At 43.3% G+C, this 15,527-nt stretch carries 17 protein-coding genes; 15 read left to right on the top strand and 2 right to left on the bottom strand.

The features are described 5' to 3' along the window. The 9 genes from QUA43_RS26195 to QUA43_RS26230 all read left to right on the top strand — a co-directional run bounded on the left by QUA43_RS26195 (nt 1) and on the right by QUA43_RS26230 (nt 5,806). The gene (locus QUA43_RS26195; RefSeq protein ID WP_333213104.1) at nt 1-276 is read left to right on the top strand and encodes a hypothetical protein; all 276 of its coding nucleotides are present in this window, start codon (nt 1-3) and stop codon (nt 274-276) included. Next, complete coding sequence (locus tag QUA43_RS26200; RefSeq protein WP_333377844.1) at nt 273-2,336, top strand: AAA family ATPase; 2,064 nt, start codon at nt 273-275, stop codon at nt 2,334-2,336. The genes QUA43_RS26195 and QUA43_RS26200 overlap by 4 nt, the downstream gene beginning before the upstream one ends. Further along, nucleotides 2,326-2,979, top strand: a complete 654-nt coding sequence (locus tag QUA43_RS26205) for a Uma2 family endonuclease (RefSeq protein WP_333377847.1) — start codon at nt 2,326-2,328, stop codon at nt 2,977-2,979. The genes QUA43_RS26200 and QUA43_RS26205 overlap by 11 nt, the downstream gene beginning before the upstream one ends. Nucleotides 2,980-2,991: 12 nt before the next feature. Continuing rightward, a complete protein-coding gene (locus QUA43_RS26210) occupies nt 2,992-3,312 on the top strand; it encodes a nucleoside triphosphate pyrophosphohydrolase (protein WP_333377850.1) in 321 nt (106 codons plus the stop codon). 103 nt (nt 3,313-3,415) lie between these two features. After that, nucleotides 3,416-3,886, top strand: a complete 471-nt coding sequence (locus QUA43_RS26215; protein ID WP_333377852.1) for a DNA phosphorothioation-associated protein 4 — start codon at nt 3,416-3,418, stop codon at nt 3,884-3,886. Nucleotides 3,887-4,076: 190 nt separating this feature from the next. Beyond that, nucleotides 4,077-4,955, top strand: coding sequence for an endonuclease/exonuclease/phosphatase family protein (locus QUA43_RS26220; RefSeq protein WP_333377855.1), 879 nt, complete (start codon nt 4,077-4,079; stop codon nt 4,953-4,955). 38 nt (nt 4,956-4,993) lie between these two features. After that, the gene (locus QUA43_RS26225; RefSeq protein WP_333377857.1) at nt 4,994-5,230 is read left to right on the top strand and encodes a hypothetical protein; all 237 of its coding nucleotides are present in this window, start codon (nt 4,994-4,996) and stop codon (nt 5,228-5,230) included. A gap of 185 nt (nt 5,231-5,415) precedes the next feature. Then, on the top strand, nt 5,416-5,529 hold the full coding sequence (locus QUA43_RS30975; protein ID WP_445302007.1) for a DUF6888 family protein: 114 nt from the start codon (nt 5,416-5,418) through the stop codon (nt 5,527-5,529). Between the two features lie 61 nt (nt 5,530-5,590). After that, a complete protein-coding gene (locus QUA43_RS26230) occupies nt 5,591-5,806 on the top strand; it encodes a DUF6887 family protein (protein WP_333377860.1) in 216 nt (71 codons plus the stop codon). A 62-nt stretch (nt 5,807-5,868) separates the two neighbouring features. Here QUA43_RS26230 and QUA43_RS26235 read toward each other — a convergent pair whose 3' ends face one another. Beyond that, nucleotides 5,869-7,461 (bottom strand): DGQHR domain-containing protein, encoded by a 1,593-nt coding sequence (locus QUA43_RS26235; RefSeq protein WP_333377862.1) that lies wholly within the window; start codon nt 7,459-7,461, stop codon nt 5,869-5,871. A 243-nt stretch (nt 7,462-7,704) separates the two neighbouring features. Here QUA43_RS26235 and dndB point away from each other — a divergent pair, with 243 nt between their 5' ends. From dndB to QUA43_RS26255, 4 genes are all read left to right on the top strand, one after another. Further along, on the top strand, nt 7,705-8,817 hold the full coding sequence (gene dndB, locus QUA43_RS26240; RefSeq protein ID WP_333377865.1) for a DNA sulfur modification protein DndB: 1,113 nt from the start codon (nt 7,705-7,707) through the stop codon (nt 8,815-8,817). Nucleotides 8,818-8,982: 165 nt separating this feature from the next. Continuing rightward, nucleotides 8,983-9,951 carry an HNH endonuclease gene (locus tag QUA43_RS26245; protein ID WP_333377867.1) on the top strand — a complete coding sequence of 323 codons (969 nt, stop codon included), beginning with the start codon at nt 8,983-8,985 and terminating at the stop codon, nt 9,949-9,951. Nucleotides 9,952-9,973: 22 nt separating this feature from the next. Next, complete coding sequence (dndC, locus tag QUA43_RS26250; RefSeq protein ID WP_333377879.1) at nt 9,974-11,692, top strand: DNA phosphorothioation system sulfurtransferase DndC; 1,719 nt, start codon at nt 9,974-9,976, stop codon at nt 11,690-11,692. A gap of 130 nt (nt 11,693-11,822) precedes the next feature. Continuing rightward, on the top strand, nt 11,823-12,386 hold the full coding sequence (locus tag QUA43_RS26255) for a GxxExxY protein (protein WP_333377869.1): 564 nt from the start codon (nt 11,823-11,825) through the stop codon (nt 12,384-12,386). 116 nt (nt 12,387-12,502) lie between these two features. Here the strand turns inward: QUA43_RS26255 and QUA43_RS26260 are convergent, their stop codons facing one another. Next, nucleotides 12,503-12,679: a hypothetical protein gene (locus QUA43_RS26260; RefSeq protein ID WP_333377872.1), complete on the bottom strand. Its 177-nt coding sequence runs from the start codon at nt 12,677-12,679 to the stop codon at nt 12,503-12,505. A 67-nt stretch (nt 12,680-12,746) separates the two neighbouring features. Between QUA43_RS26260 and dndD the strand changes: the two genes are divergently transcribed. Continuing rightward, entirely contained in the window at nt 12,747-14,744 is a 1,998-nt protein-coding gene (dndD, locus tag QUA43_RS26265) for a DNA sulfur modification protein DndD (RefSeq protein WP_333377875.1), read from the top strand. A gap of 266 nt (nt 14,745-15,010) precedes the next feature. Next, the gene (gene dndE / locus QUA43_RS26270) at nt 15,011-15,412 is read left to right on the top strand and encodes a DNA sulfur modification protein DndE (protein WP_015179042.1); all 402 of its coding nucleotides are present in this window, start codon (nt 15,011-15,013) and stop codon (nt 15,410-15,412) included. Nucleotides 15,413-15,527 lie beyond the last annotated feature (115 nt).

Below are 15,527 nucleotides of genomic sequence, written 5' to 3' on the forward strand. Positions count from 1 at the left end.
ATGACTGAAAATCTGAATGAAAATCTGATTATGGCATTTAGATATGAAGATAGTGCGATCGCAGCCGTACCGACAAGTATTTTAGCAGAAAATCGTTCTTCTTATCAAACTCATCAGGAATTGAGCGACGTACAGGAACCAATTACTAGCGCGCCGCCCGAAGTCCGACAAATTATCGAACGGGTATTAGAAATTGAAAAAGATAAACTGTACATGAGGGCTCCCCGCTATATTAGCGATGACATTTTGAAAGTTATTAAGGAAGCAATTGTATGAAGCTGATTTCAATTAGTCTGTGCAATTTTCGGCAGTTTTTCGGCCAAACACCCGAAATTAAGCTAGCCTGGGGCGCGCAAAATATTACAGTAATTCACGGCAATAACGGTGCTGGAAAAACAGCTTTGATGAATGCCTTTACTTGGGGACTTTACGGAAATCTGAGCGCGGGTTTTACGGAAGAACAATCAGTAAATAAACGCGCTATTGCGGAAGCAAAACCGGGCAAACGAGTACCTTGTTGGGTGGAAATCGTGTTTGAACACGACAGCAAGCGCTACCAAGTAAGGCGCAGTTGCCATGCTTACAAAAGTCAAAATAGTGTCGAACACAGCAAAGGCGAATTGTTTATGCAGGTAGCAAAAGATGACGGCCGCTGGATGCTACCGCCCCAGCATCCTGATGATATTATCGGACGAATTTTGCCGGAAAGTTTGCATCAATATTTCTTTTTTGACGGGGAGCGAATCGAGCAAATTGTCCGCCACGATAAGAAAGCAGAAATTGCTGAAGCTACTAAGGAATTGCTGGGAGTAGAGGTGCTGAATCGCTCGATTAGACATTTGGGAGATGCCAGAAAGTCTCTAGAAACAGATTTAAGAATGATTGGCAGTTCCGAAATTAAGAAACTTTTGAAAGAGAAGCAAAAATCTCAAAAAGAGGCAGAACAATGTTTGCAAAAAAAATTAGAAATTGAGCAAGAATTGATTCATCAAGGCGAGTTAAGAAAAGCAGTTAACGGTGATTTGCTGCTACTGGGCGGTGCCGCCGAATTGCAAAATTTGCGAGACGAATTGGAAAAGCAGCGCCATTTATTTAAGCAACAAATTTCAGAAGCTACAGATGCTCTAAAACGCTCAATATCTATGCGCGGTTACTCGGTATTTCTGTCAGATGCGGCGGCTGAATTTGAAGTTATTGTCGGGGGTTTACGAGAATGTGGCTCGTTGCTTTCGGGGATTCAGCGGCCGTTTTTGGAAGAGTTATTAGCGCAGCAGCGGTGTATCTGCGGTGCGGAATTAGTGGAGGGTTCTGAATCTCACCAACAGGTTAGCGGTTGGATGGATAAGGCGGGTGTTGGCGATGTGGAAGAAACAACTATTCGGATTAGCGATCGGGTAAATGAAATTGATAGGCAAGTGGCTGAGTTTTGGGAGGAAATTGACCGACAGCAAGGCAATATCAGCCGCGACAGAACTGAACTTTATCGGGTGGAAACGCAGTTAGATGATATTCATAGCAAGCTGCGAAATTTTCCTGACGGCGATGTCAGCCGCTTGCAAAAGCGCTTGGATGAAATTGAGGCAAAAATTGGCGATTTGCACCGCGAAACAGGCTCTAACCAGCAGCAGATTGAGAGTTTGAATGCGTCGATCGCCAATCTGGACAAGCAAATCGATAAGCAGCAACTGAATGAGCAAAGGCAAGTATTAGCCCAGCGCCGGATTGCTGCGACTCAAGATGCGATCGATCGCCTAACTGAAGTGCGATCGCGCTTAGAAAAACAGTTTTGTTCTCAGTTGGAAAAGCGGGTGCAAGATATTTTTAGTCAAATTTCTTTTACTCCTTATATTCCCAAGTTGAGCGATAAATACGAACTGACGCTAGTAGAAAATACGTCGGGTAAAGAATCTTTGGTTGCAGGTTCTACAGGAGAAAATCAAATTCTCAGTTTATCGTTTATCGGCGGAATTATTGAGGGCGTGCGGGAGTGGAGTCAAAAAAATACTTTGATGGGCCCGGATAGCAGTACGTTTCCAATTGTGATGGATTCTCCTTTTGGGAGTTTGGACGAGATTTATCGCAAGCAAATCGCGAATAAGCTGCCGAAGTTGGCGAATCAATTGGTAGTTTTGGTAACAAAAACTCAGTGGCGCGGAGAAGTTGCTCAAGAGATGGAAAGTTGCACCGGCAGGGAATACGTGCTGGTGTACAATTCTCCGAAAGCTGATTGCGAAGAAGATGCGATCGAACTGGGCGGGATGCGCTATCCTTTAGTTAAGCGCAGTCCAAATGAATTTGAATATACGGAAATTGTAGAGGTGGAGTATGACTTCTAATTCGGCAATTACGCAGGCTTTGGAAACGGATATTTGGGTGAAAGCGACATGGGAAGAATATCTGAATTTTGCTGAGGATTCAGCATGGGAGAAGGGTAAGTTTTATTACTATCAAGAACACATGAGGGTAGAAATGTCACCAGTAGGGCCATTGCACAGTCGTCATAATTCAGTAGTTTCGAGAGTAGTCAATTTTTATACAGCTTTTAGGAATATCCGAATAGTTGAGTTAATTAATGCCAGTTTTCGCAAAACAGGTATTCGGGAATTTCAACCTGATTTGTCTTATTATATAGGTGCAGATTTTGAATTACCTCCTCGCACGAATACGCCCATTAATTTGAATGGGTTTGCACCTCCCGCTTTAGTGGTGGAAATAGGAGCATCTTCTAGTGCCGATGATTTGGGAGTAAAGCGTTTAATTTACGAACATTCTGAAGTCCAAGAATATTGGGCAGCCAATGCAAATACGAATGCAGTATTTGCCTTTGCTATTACTGCTGGAGGGAGTGGGACAATTCAAAATTCACTGGTTTTACCTGGCTTAGAAATAGCGTTAGTTGAGGAAGCTTTGAATCGGAGTCAAACAGAAGATGACGGGGAAATTAATCGCTGGTTGATTCAAACTTTTAGTCAAGGTTGAAGGGAGTTTGACGTGAAAAAAGAGTATCATAAGTTGGTGCGCGATCGCATTCCTGAAATTATTCGCCAAAGTGGGAATGAATGCGAGGTTGTAATTTTGTCGGATGCAGAATACCGTCAAGCTTTGCGGCAGAAATTGATTGAAGAAGCGGGGGAAGCGGCCCAGGCCCACGAGGAAGATTTGGTGGCGGAATTGGCGGATTTGTATGAGGTGATAGATGCGGTGATGGCGAGTTTTGGCATTTCGGGCGATCGACTTTTGGCAGAACAAAGGAAGCGGCGGGAAGCAAGAGGAGGTTTTGCACAAAAAATTATGTTGTTGCGGACATTGTGAAGTGCGATCGGTTTCAACCGGGCGCTACACAAATCAAGTGCGCCTGCGCGGACTGTTGGATATTTGCGAGATTTATAATAGTTAGAAACTAGATATTATGGCAATGGCTGCTAACAAAATTAGAATTGCTAAAGATAAAGCGGAGTTAGTCAAATCATTAACTGTATCGGATAACAACACTGGCCCTTTCCAGACTTACGCCGATGTCATCGCCTTCGCCGCATCCTTGGGAAAGCAGCGGAAAAAACGATCGCCTTTAGGGGAAATTTCTAAACGAGAACCGGGTGCGATCGATGTTGATATTTTTGTATCTAGGGGTTACGATATGGCGATTAAGTTAATTGCGATCGCCGAAACCAAAAATCCTCAAATTCTCTCCCATCTCGACGAACAATTGGAAGCAGAACGCTTGCAAATTTTTGAAGAATATGCTAATGGTGGACTGGAAATTTTGCGAGAAGAGTTGCGGGGTGCGGCGGATTATACAGATCGCCTGTTGTTGGTTTTGATTTCTGAAAGAGACAATCAACATCGGTCAAATGAAGAATTCGATTTAAGCAAGTTTTTATTTTAATAGGTTCCCAATGAAACACATCCCAAAAGATATTATCAAGAGATGCTTAAAGCAATCTGCAAAATTTCTTGCTTACAGTTACTCAGCATTTATTATCTGCTATTTCCTTTTCAAACTATTTTTTTGGGATAGAATAGGAATTATTGCCTTAATTAGCACTTTTAGCCCCTTAATTTTATTCCCAACTTTCTTGCTTCCGATCATCGGATTGTTAATTATCAAAAAAAGATGGTTCACTATTATTTCTGCGATCGCCTGCATTATCCTAATAAGTTGGCTGCACATTAAATACTTTAGCCCCAAACCAATAAATATCACAAATTCGCAGCATAGCATCAAAGTTTTATCTCATAACCTCAGTTGGCATAAAACTCAGTCACCTACTTTACTAAAACTGATTAACCAGCAAAAACCCGATATTATCTTTTTACAAGAAATCGTTAAGAAACATACCGAAAGAGCTTTCACCTGGTTAAAAGCAGACTACCCCTATCAAATTGGAACTCACCCTGTAGGAATTCTCAGTAAATATCCAATTGTATCCAGCGAAATACTGCACTTAGCGGATCATCCAGAAACGCAGCAGCGGGCAATTATTAAATTTAACGGACAAGAAGTAGTGATTTACAATATGCAAGCTACCGGGCCGTGGTTGAAGATATCTAAAAAATTGAGTTTTATCAAAATTCCCGTTTACAAATATGACAAACGATCGCCTGAAATTCAAGACTTAGTGCAGCGAGTTGAGCGAGAAACTCTGCCAGTAATTGTCGCGGGGGATTTTAATATGACAGACGAAACTCAAGACTATGACAGGGTGCAGAAAGTCTTGCAAGATGCTTTCCGAAAATCGGGATGGGCGTTTGGTTTTACCTGGCCTCACGGTTGGGAACTTAAATTCTTGATAAAAAGGTCGAATTGGAGATTAAATTATCCGGTTTTCAGAATTGATTATATTTGGTATTCAAAGCATTGGGGTGCTAAATCTAGTTCGGTTTTGGAGGCAACCGAGTCCGATCATTTGCCTGTAGGAGCAGAATTAATTTTGTTAAAGGAAGCCAGATTGTGAGAATTAATCTATACTATTAAAAGCCAGAGGCAAACCCCATGCAAATTACCCTCACCATCCCCGATCACTTAGAACACCAGCTTCTTCAGAAAGCTAGCCAACTCAACTTGCCGATCGAAACCCTGATTTTGCAATCCCTGGGTCAACTATTTCAAGAAGACGAAGACGAGCTATCTAAAGAAGATATCCTCAACAGCCTTCGGATTGCGCTTCAGGAAGTAGAAGACGGCAAAGTTCACCCGATCGCAGAACTTTGGGATGGTATTGATGTCTGAACCACCCAGCATCCAGGTTCTGTTTGCAGATCAATATCAAGCTATCTCAATGGGAAGGTAAACTTGGCTGCGATCGCGCTCTGTAGTATTGTTATAGCGACAAAAATTGCTAAAAGTGATAATATAAATATACAACTTTCCTTGAGCTATATGTTAAAACAAGTATTAGGTTGAGTGATTGACAAATGCCTACTGCTGCCCAGCTAGAGAGTTTATATCGCATCAGTTATCAACTGACCTACACGATGCTTCAGCCTATACATCTGATTTGTGTTGACGATCGCACTCGTAACGTATAGATATTGGCTGGGTACGATGAAGAGCTTGAGTTCCAAATTTTACCCACTGGGGAGTTTGCTGATGAGCCAAGTTAACTATAACGCCATGTCGAATACTGAATTGAAACAGTATTTTCTTAAACATCGTGGAAATCGAGCCGCTTTTCAGGCGTACTTGGACAGAATCAATCAGCATCCGCTGAGGATTATTGCAAGTCCCAGTGATCCAGATTTTGATGAGAAAGTTCAAGCCGCAATTCGCCGCAAGTTAGAAGCGACAAGAAATCGCAGCACTTGAATGAAGCTAGGGATACGGCACTGCCGTATCCTGTATTTCATCATACTTGATCCAATAAAAACTTAGCTAAGCACCGGCGGCAATCCTACCTCTTGCGGCTGCACAAACCTGCCATTAAAACTAACAGCTTTATCCTCAAAAGTCCTCGCTTCCGCTACCGCTTGCCGCAAATGAGCTCGATCCATATCGTCCTGAATTCCCCCCACCAAATATACAATTAACTTCGTCGCTAAATCCTTTCCAGAAACTAGCATTCGCTTTTTGTTCGGATCGTACAAAATCCCGTACCACGCAGACTCAGGATTGTCCATGTGGCTAAATCCTTCATCCACATCGAATCTGCGGAGTTTGTCGAAAATAGATTTCAGGGAAAGTTTCTTTCTAAATACTAGAATTCCCAAAGCATTAGCTAAAGCAATTTGACCGACTGGACGGAACAAAATATTTCCCTCGCCCCCTGGCTTTTCAAAACTAAATCGGCGCAATTCTGCCGTTTCTTCGCCGCTTTCAATTCTTTGATAGCTGGGTAAAGTTGCTAAATGATCGAACAATTTTTTAAACTCTTCAATTCCCTCTTTCAGTTCTTCATCTTCGGGACGCATGGGAATTAAACCTTTTCGTTCCGGCTTCCAATGAGGAAATTTGTATTCTAAATACCGTTCGGACATATCTTGCAGCGCTTGCAATGTGGTTAAGACAGTTGATTTGGCTGCGACTGTGGCGCTGTCCCAATTGACGCGGGGGTTTCTGTCTTCTTGTTCTTTTAATAAGGGATGGGTGACGGCAATTTTGCGGGCGCAAATCGCAAATCCGTTATCCTCGTTCAATAATGCTAGCTGGCCCTGACTCAGCGTTACGGCCATTAGGTTAACGTGCACAAAGATCGATCGCACGCGCCGTTGTGCTTGCTGTCGCGTTTCGCCCGCCACCGCCGCCGGGATAAACTCAATTCCGATTTTTTCGTGCGCTAATTTATACACTGTTTCGGGGTCGATTTGATACTCTTCTGCTAAATCTTCCAGAGTAATTGCAGCGCCGACAGGTTTTTTATTTTTGTTGTATCTTTGCAGGATTCCGGTTTTAATTAAACTCATTAAACCTTGAACTCCCATCAGCCGATGCTGGCCGTCTAAGGCAAAAATTGATACTTTTTGAGAGACATTCAAAAGCCCTAAGTTCTCGTTTTTATCAAAGGATGTAAATTCAGCCGCCGATTTAGTTGCTACGCCATTTTTATCCCATTCCTCGGCTAGAGGATTGTCTACCCACGGGGGACTGACGACTACTAAAACTGCGGGGAATTTGTGCGATTTTCGGGCTGCTAAATATTGAGTTAGGGCGGCTTGGCGCGACCAATCTAAGGGACGCTGGATAATTTCGTCAATGGTTTCGTCGTCGCGGACGATGTTGTTGGTTTGGAGGTCGAATTTTTGGCGGAAAAGCGGCATTTGCGAGGCGAAACGGACGCGAGAGTCTAACCATTCTAGGGTGACTGAACCGATGTATGCTTCGCTGTTTCCCATCTGGGTTTTTTGTACGAAAATGCGATCGTCCTTTCCTAAATAATTATCTAATAAAAGTGCGATTTCCTGTCTGTCGCTATTTTCTTTTTCTAAAATTTTACTAGCGAGGTCATCCGCTGGGTTGGTAGTCATCGGCGGTTTTTATATAATTAGGGTATTTTTTCAAAAAATATCATATATTAAAGTTTATGTCAACACTTGTTTTTAAAAAAACCTTGTGAAATACTTAATTCATGTCCTACTAGACCACCTTGGATTCATAAAATTGGCAAAAAGTCAATAGCTATTAATGCCTAATTTTCATGCCCCATGCCCCATGCCCCATGCCCCATTCCCCATGCCCCATGCCCCATTCCCAATGCCCCATTCTAAAATATGTCTACTCCTTCCTTTGAATACATTTTGCCGGTAATTCGGGGCATTCAAGCGGGCCGCGAATATTACGTGTCGATGTGTCCGGTGCGTTTTTTGCCGAAATTGTTTCCCTTTGAATCTGAAGATTTGCCGCCGTCTATGCGGGCGAAACGCGCGCTTAACAAAGCTAGGATTCCCGAAATAGCTGATTATTTTGTTAAGAATCCTACAAATTATACTTGTGGGGCAATTGCTGCTTCGATTGATGCGGATATTACTTTTGAAGCAGTGGGAAATGAGGCCGAAGAACGAAAAATCGGTCGCTTGCGAGTGCCGATGGATGCTAAGTTTACTATTAATGACGGACAGCATCGGCGCGCAGCTTTTGAGATGGCTTTGAGGGAAAATCCGCAGTTGGGATATGAGACGGTGGCGCTGATTTTGTTTCTCGATATTGGGTTGGAAAAATCGCAGCAGATGTTTGCTGATTTGAACGGTTTTCAAGTTCCTTTGGAGGCGTCACTCAGTCTACTTTACAACCACCGGGACGATCGCGCTTTTGTGGTGAAGGCGGTTGTTAAGCAGGTTGAGGTTTTCCGGTGTTTGACTGAGATGGAGAGGGGAAGTTTGAACGGGCGATCGCACAAATTGTTTACGCTGAGTGCGATCGATCGTGCTATCATGGCTTTGCTGTCTAATATTCACGGCAGCGAACAGGCAAAACCCTCTGGTTCTCGCACCAAAAAAGAACATAAAGAGGAAGAACTTGCTCAAAAAATACAACTGGCGGTTAGTTATTGGAATGCGGTTTGCAGTTTTATTCCAGATTGGCAATTAGTTCTGCACAAGCAAGTTGCGGCGGGGGAAATGCGCCGGGATTGCCTACACTGTCAAAGTGTTGTGCTTGAGAGTTTGGGGGAAGTTGGGGCGGCTTTGCGATCGGTTTTTCCTGAGAGTTGGGAGGAACGTTTGAGCCTTTTGCAGCAGGTTGATTGGTCGATTTCTAATCCTGATTGGGAGGGTGGGATTTTGTTGAAAGGGGGGATTTCTAAGTCGAGGGCGAGTGTTAGTTGGATGACTGATTATTTGAAAAAGCGGTTGGGTTTGGAAACCGCAGAGGCACGCAGACAGTGATATAATTATCTCCTGTTTAGGCTAGAAAATTACTTTTTAGTCGGCTGACACTGCTTAAATTGTCTAGTTTCTGCGTTATGGTTGTGCCTTGCGGTGCTTAACTTTTTGTTGAAAAGAGTGTAAAATTTTAGGTTGGATTGTATTTAATCATAGCGGGAAAACAAAATGACTACAGGAGAAGAGTCCGAAAATAAGAATTTAGCATACTATCGCCAACGTTTTGCCGCTCTTAATGTCAGCAATACACGTCAACGTGGTCAAGCTAATCATAAGCCAATATTACTATTATCAATCATCGATCTAATTGCTCAAGGAATAATTAGGGATAATCGAATTTATGTTTCAGACGACTTAATTAAAACCTTTAATAAATATTGGGATATCTTAGGTTCTGAATCTCACAATCGTGGTTTGCACTATCCATTTTGGCATTTGGAAGGCGATGGTTTCTGGCATAAAACATTAAAGTCGGGATTTAATGGTTCAAAGCCTAAGACGACTAACAAGCTAAGAGAAGCTGTAGAATACGGTAGTTGGGATAATGAATTATTCAATTTACTTCAAGACCAAAATTCGAGATCTGAATTAATAGATACACTGATTGCGACATGGTTTTCATTAAATAGGGAGGATATTGGAGATATTTTGCAAGTTAATCAAGACTTTGAAAAAGTTACTCAGACAGAAACGGAACTATCAGACTCAGCAGGAATTCCTGACGGAGAACCGAAATTTTATTTAACAAAATCTGCTGTTAGAAATGCTTTTTTTAGGAAAGCAGTAGTACATACATATGATTACAAGTGTGCATTTTGTCGATTGAAAGTCATCAGGAATCTCACTCAAACTATTGTAGATGGCTCACACATTAAGCCGTTTTCAAAGTTTTATGATAATCAAATTAATAATGGGATATCATTGTGTAAAAATCATCATTGGGCTTTTGACCAGGGTTGGTTTGCTATAGATGATAATTACAGAATTATCGTCGCTAATGACTTAGAAGAGGAATCCCCCAATGCCAGATGTATGAAAGATTTTCATAGTGAAACTATTCTCCTGCCCACTTCAGGCCAAGATTTACCAAGACTTGAATCGCTAGAATGGCATCGGCTGAATGTATTTAGAGCTTAATGAAGTAACTGAGGTTGAAGACATGACAGAAACAATGCAAATACCACTCTTTCCACCCCGTAGTGTAAGTGAGTTAGTGGCAGAAATAGAAAAATTAAGTAAAGAAATTAAAGAGTTATATTGTTTAGATGATATACCTTGGGTTTTAGGATATTCCGGCGGAAAAGACAGCACTACGGTAGTGCAGCTTATCTGGTATGCGATAGCAGAATTGCCACCTGAAAAAAGAACGAAAAAAATCTATGTAATCACCACAGATACACTTGTAGAAAACCCGATAGTTTCTACTTGGGTACGTCAGTCATTAAAACAGATGAAGTCTGCTGCTATAGAGCAACAGCTACCTATAGAACCTTATATGCTTTATCCAGATGTCAAAGATACTTTCTGGGTAAACTTGATGGGAAAAGGCTACCCAGCACCGAGACATGGATTTCGCTGGTGTACTGAACGCCTGAAAATCCTTCCTTCTAATCGGTTTGTTCGTGATATGGTGAGAATCAATGGAGAAGTAATTCTTATATTGGGTACTCGCAAAGCTGAAAGTATTAAACGCGCTGTTTCAATGGAGAAACATGAAATAGGTCGCATGAGTGACCGTCTAAATAATAATTCTAGTTCCATTAAGTCTTTGCTTTATCAGAGTCCTAGTCTGCCTAATTCCCTAATTTATAGTCCGATAGAAGATTGGCGAACTGATGAAGTCTGGATTTATCTGAATCAGTGGGCTAATCCTTGGGAAAATAGCAACAAAGATTTATTTACCATGTATCGAGGTGCAACAGCAGACAATGAATGTCCTTTAGTTGTTGATACTTCTACCCCTAGCTGCGGCAGTTCTCGCTTTGGCTGCTGGGTTTGCACAATGGTAAGCCAAGATAAATCTATGGAGGCAATGATTCAAAACGATGAGGAAAAAGAATGGATGCAGCCTCTTCTCGATATTCGCAACGAATTAGATATAAAAGACGATCGCCCAAAAAGAGACTTCCGACGCATTTACGGTAGAGTAGAACTGTTTGAACGCAACATGGGCGACGATACAACCTCCGTCGAACCCATCCCAGGGCCCTACACCAAATTCTGGCGGGAACACTGGCTGAGACGAGTCTTGGAAGCACAAACCCAAATCCGCAAAACCGCACCCCTAGAAATGCGCGACATCACCTTAATTACCCCAGAAGAACTTAGCGAAATCCGCCGCATTTGGCTGGAAGAAAAGCACGAATTCGACGACTCTTTGCCCCGGATTTACGAAGAAGTCACGGGCGAACCTTTTGAAGATTCCCGTCCGGCCGCCGAAAGAAAACTCCTTGGTAGCGATGAATGGACTGCGATCGAAGAGATTTGCAGCGAGGACAAAATGCACCTCGAATTGATGGCAAAACTCCTGGATACAGAACGCCAATACTACACAAAACCCCGCCGTACAGGCATTTACGGCGATTTGGACAAATGCTTTGAAACCAGTTCGCGATCGAAGGAAGAAGCGATTGGCAACGCCCACTATCAACGCAATTTAAAAAAAGCGGTGGAAGATATTAAAGCAAATCCGACCGAAAACATTCAGCAATTCAAAGATGCGATCGCCCAAACCAACAGTTCCGCAAAAAACGATACCGTTGATATTGCCAAACTTAAAGAAGAACTCGAAAGCAACAGCAATCAAAGCAGACAGCTATCTTGGGCGGATATTAAATTTTCACCGCCAAATTCAGGAGAGGAAAAACCTAGCGATTAGCACGCGCTAGCCTGCGGTTAAACCCAAACTTGTTGACAGCCACCCCGTCGAGCGATCGGATACAATAGGCTGTCAATTAACCTCATTATTACCCAACCCTCATCGTTGAAATTACAAAATTTTTACGACCATGATTAATCCTAATATTCCCCATCAGGATCTTACATACAGCATCATCGGCTGTGCAATGAGAGTACACCGGAGGACGCAAAAAGGTTTAAGAGAAAAACATTACCAAAGAGCCTTTGATGCAGAAATGATAGAAGCCGGTTTAACAACAGAAATGGAGTATCCCAGACAACTTTACGACGGTGAAGTTTGGATGGGAATCCTCTATCTAGACCATTGGGTGAATGAAGGTATTGTAGTAGAGGATAAAGCCGTAAATTATCCAATGACCGATAAAGATAAAGCTCAAATAATAGCTTACGTAGCAGCTACAGGAGCGCAAGTAGGTTTATTTATAAACTTTGGACGCAGCAAATTAGAATATCACCGCATCCTCCCACCAAAATCTGTACAAGGTTGGCAGAAACACATTCAACCATACTTGTGGACGCCGAAAACAAGTGGCCGGGGTTGGACAAGAGGAAGTTCAGGAACCTATGAAGAAACAGATGCCGAACTCCCCTTACCTTCCAGGATTCAGCCCCGGAAGCAGGAGGAAGAGTCAAACGATGTGATTGATTGGTAGCAAGGGGGGGGACGGTTAGCAACGGATTTTGTAACGGATGTAACGGATGATTGGTGGGTGATTACCAAATCCGCTGCTAATCGCCCCCACCAACCACCCATCCGTTAAATCCGCTGCTAATCGCCCCCCACCAACCACCCATCCGTTAAATCCGCTACCAAATCCCTCGCCAATAACCACCACCAACTAACAACCCATCCGTTAAATCCGCTACCAAATCCGTGGCTAACCGCCCCCCCACCAACAACCCATCCGTTAAATCCGCTGCTAACCGCCCCCCACCAACCACCCATCCGTTAAATCCGCTACAAAATCCGTGGCTAACCGCCCCCCCACCAACCAACCACATCTACATCTACAATGCAATTCCTCGAACTCGTCCTCAAAAACTTCGGCCCCTATGCAGGCACCCAAACCATCAATCTCCGCCCCGAAAAAGACGGAAATCCCTGCCCAGTCATTTTATTTGGCGGCATGAATGGCGGCGGCAAAACCACCCTCATGGACGCCATTCGCCTCGCCCTCTACGGTGGCAGAGCCCAATGTTCCACCAGAGGGAATTTAAGCTACAGCGACTTTCTCAATCAATGCGTCAACCGCCACACACCCTCATTAGAAGATACCCGCGTCGAACTAACATTTGAACAAGTCCAAGATGACAAATTAGCTCAATTCAAAATAGTTAGATACTGGAAAAAACTAGATATCAAAGATAACTTAAGCATTCTCATATACAGCGAAATTGTCAGCGATTGGTGGTCAGACAAAGCAATTACTAACACCTGGGACGAATACATCGAAACCCTTTTACCCGTCGGAATATCCAACCTATTTCTGTTTGACGGCGAACAAGTAAAAGAACTCGCCGAACTCGAAACACCGCCAGAGTTTGTCGTCGGGGCGATTAAATCTCTTTTAGGTTTAGAATTAGCAGAACGCCTCGCCGTCGATTTAGAAATTTTAGCCGGCCGCAAGCGGAAAGAAATTGCTGGCAAAAAAGACTTGGCTGCTTTAGAGAAAATCGAAGAAACTTTTAAGACAATTACTGATGAAATAGACTTAGCGAAGCAAGAACAAGCCAGCTTTAAAAATGAGTTAGAGAAAGCTCAAAAAAATCAGAAACAAGCATCAGACAAGTTTATTTCTGAAGGCGGGAAAATTGCGGCCGATCGCAGTCAACTAGACAGACAGCTAAACGACTACAGAAATCAGGCAGACAAAAGCCGTCAAGCCATGATGGAATTGGCATCAAATACGCTACCACTAGCCCTAATTTCGCCCTTGCTAAGTGAAGCAAAAATTCAAGCCGAAACAGAAGCCAGCCAGCAGCAAGCAAAGATTGCCCAAAATGTGATCAAACAAAGAAGCGATCGCCTTCTCAACTATATCGCGGAAATCTCGTTAAATCCCCAACAGCTAGATAAAATTCAAGACTTCATCCGCCAAGAAAACCAAGAACTCGAACAGCAAGCCGGAACAGACGCCCCGCCCTGGATGAACGCCGACAACAACAGCATCCAGCAACTAGAAAACCTTCTTAACTACCAAATCAAAGCCCAGCAAATTCTAGCGGGCGAACAAATAGAAGAAATCAAAAACATCGAATCCGAAATCGACTTTACAGACAGACAACTCGCAGCCGCAGCTTCCCCCGAAGCCTACGAAAAACTAGAAGAAGAAGTCAGGAAAGCCCAAAAAGCAGTCGCTATCGCAGCCGCAGCCTTGGAATCAGCCAACCGCCGCGTCGATGAATTAGAGAAAGAATTAGCCAAAAACCAAAAAGAACTAGAAAACTACAGCAGCGAATTCATCACCATCAGAAACAGCCAACACGTCATCGCCTCCATCGCCAAAGCCCAAGCCACCCTGAAACTATTTAAAGAAAAACTCACCCTCAAAAAACTCAACAAACTCGAAATAGAAATTACCGACTGTTTCCGCTACCTGTTGCACAAAACCGACCTCGTGCACAGAGTTGCGATCGATACTCAAACATTTAGCCTCTCCATTTACGATCCAGAAGGCAAACCGGTACCCAAACACCGACTTTCTGCCGGGGAAAAACAATTGCTGGCGATCGCCTTTTTGTGGGGATTAGCCAGAGTATCCGGGAGACAATTGCCAGTGGCGATCGACACTCCCTTGGGCCGCCTCGACTCCTCCCACAGAAACAACCTAGTGGAACGCTATTTCCCCTCTGCCAGCCACCAAGTCATCCTGCTTTCTACCGACACGGAAATTAGAAAAGTAGAATACGAAAAACTCCAAGAATTAGAGGCGATCGCCCACAGCTACCTCCTCAAATACGACTCCGCCAAACACCAAACCACCGTCGAAAAAGGTTACTTCTGGGAATAAAAATTCGCGCTAAAAAATAGCCGCAACCCCCTTGACTTTGCTGGGGAGTTGCGGTACTATATATATTATAATGGGATGGTTGCGAAAATTTTATTTTTGCCACCATCCCATTATTAAGGATAAATCCTACTACAATCACAATACCAAAAAAAACCGATTTAATCAAGTCGCGCCGTGTAAAAAAATGTTAATTATTTCGGGTTATCTAGAGGCTTTGCTTCCCCAACATTAACACTTTTTACAATATACCAAAAAATCTCAAACTCATGGAACCACCAGTCGATCGCATCCGCCTATCCCAAACAGGCAAAGACCAACTATCAAAACTGAAACGATCGACCAAAATCGATCAGTGGAATATTCTATGCAGGTGGGGATTTTGCCGATCGCTCGCCGAGCCCAGCATCCCATCCCCAGTACCAATTCCCAGCGACAGCAACGTCGAATTAAGCTGGGATGTCTTCGGCGGCGACATGGCCGATATCCTGATAATGGCCCTCAAACAGCGCTGTCACCAAGACAATTTAGGCACAGAAAAAGAAACTCTAGCGAAACAGTTTCGCCTGCACTTGCACCGAGGGATTGGTTATTTGGCCGGCGATCCGAATATTAAGAAAATCGAAGACTTGGTGGCGATCGCTCTTTCGCCTGAGAAATTAAGAAATTAACTGACAGTTGACAGTTGACAGTTGACAGTTGACAGTTGACAGTTGACAGTTGACAGTTGACAGTTGACAGTTGACAGTTGACAGTTGACAGTTGACAGTTGACAGTTGACAGTTG

Source organism: Microcoleus sp. N9_B4 (assembly GCF_036701635.1).
Lineage (GTDB): Bacteria > Cyanobacteriota > Cyanobacteriia > Cyanobacteriales > Microcoleaceae > Microcoleus.

Excerpts from the sequence above, each read along its gene's own strand:
- QUA43_RS26195 (WP_333213104.1), top strand. The coding sequence starts at position 1 with ATGACTGAAAATCTGAATGAAAATCTGATTATGGCATTTAGATATGAA.
- QUA43_RS26200 (WP_333377844.1), top strand. The coding sequence starts at position 273 with ATGAAGCTGATTTCAATTAGTCTGTGCAATTTTCGGCAGTTTTTCGGC.
- QUA43_RS26205 (WP_333377847.1), top strand. The coding sequence starts at position 2,326 with ATGACTTCTAATTCGGCAATTACGCAGGCTTTGGAAACGGATATTTGG.
- QUA43_RS26215 (WP_333377852.1), top strand. The coding sequence starts at position 3,416 with ATGGCTGCTAACAAAATTAGAATTGCTAAAGATAAAGCGGAGTTAGTC.
- QUA43_RS26225 (WP_333377857.1), top strand. The coding sequence starts at position 4,994 with ATGCAAATTACCCTCACCATCCCCGATCACTTAGAACACCAGCTTCTT.
- QUA43_RS30975 (WP_445302007.1), top strand. The coding sequence starts at position 5,416 with ATGCCTACTGCTGCCCAGCTAGAGAGTTTATATCGCATCAGTTATCAA.
- QUA43_RS26230 (WP_333377860.1), top strand. The coding sequence starts at position 5,591 with ATGAGCCAAGTTAACTATAACGCCATGTCGAATACTGAATTGAAACAG.
- QUA43_RS26235 (WP_333377862.1), bottom strand. The coding sequence starts at position 7,461 with ATGACTACCAACCCAGCGGATGACCTCGCTAGTAAAATTTTAGAAAAA.
- dndB (WP_333377865.1), top strand. The coding sequence starts at position 7,705 with ATGTCTACTCCTTCCTTTGAATACATTTTGCCGGTAATTCGGGGCATT.
- QUA43_RS26245 (WP_333377867.1), top strand. The coding sequence starts at position 8,983 with ATGACTACAGGAGAAGAGTCCGAAAATAAGAATTTAGCATACTATCGC.
- dndC (WP_333377879.1), top strand. The coding sequence starts at position 9,974 with ATGACAGAAACAATGCAAATACCACTCTTTCCACCCCGTAGTGTAAGT.
- QUA43_RS26255 (WP_333377869.1), top strand. The coding sequence starts at position 11,823 with ATGATTAATCCTAATATTCCCCATCAGGATCTTACATACAGCATCATC.
- QUA43_RS26260 (WP_333377872.1), bottom strand. The coding sequence starts at position 12,679 with ATGGGTGGTTGGTGGGGGGCGGTTAGCAGCGGATTTAACGGATGGGTT.
- dndD (WP_333377875.1), top strand. The coding sequence starts at position 12,747 with ATGCAATTCCTCGAACTCGTCCTCAAAAACTTCGGCCCCTATGCAGGC.
- dndE (WP_015179042.1), top strand. The coding sequence starts at position 15,011 with ATGGAACCACCAGTCGATCGCATCCGCCTATCCCAAACAGGCAAAGAC.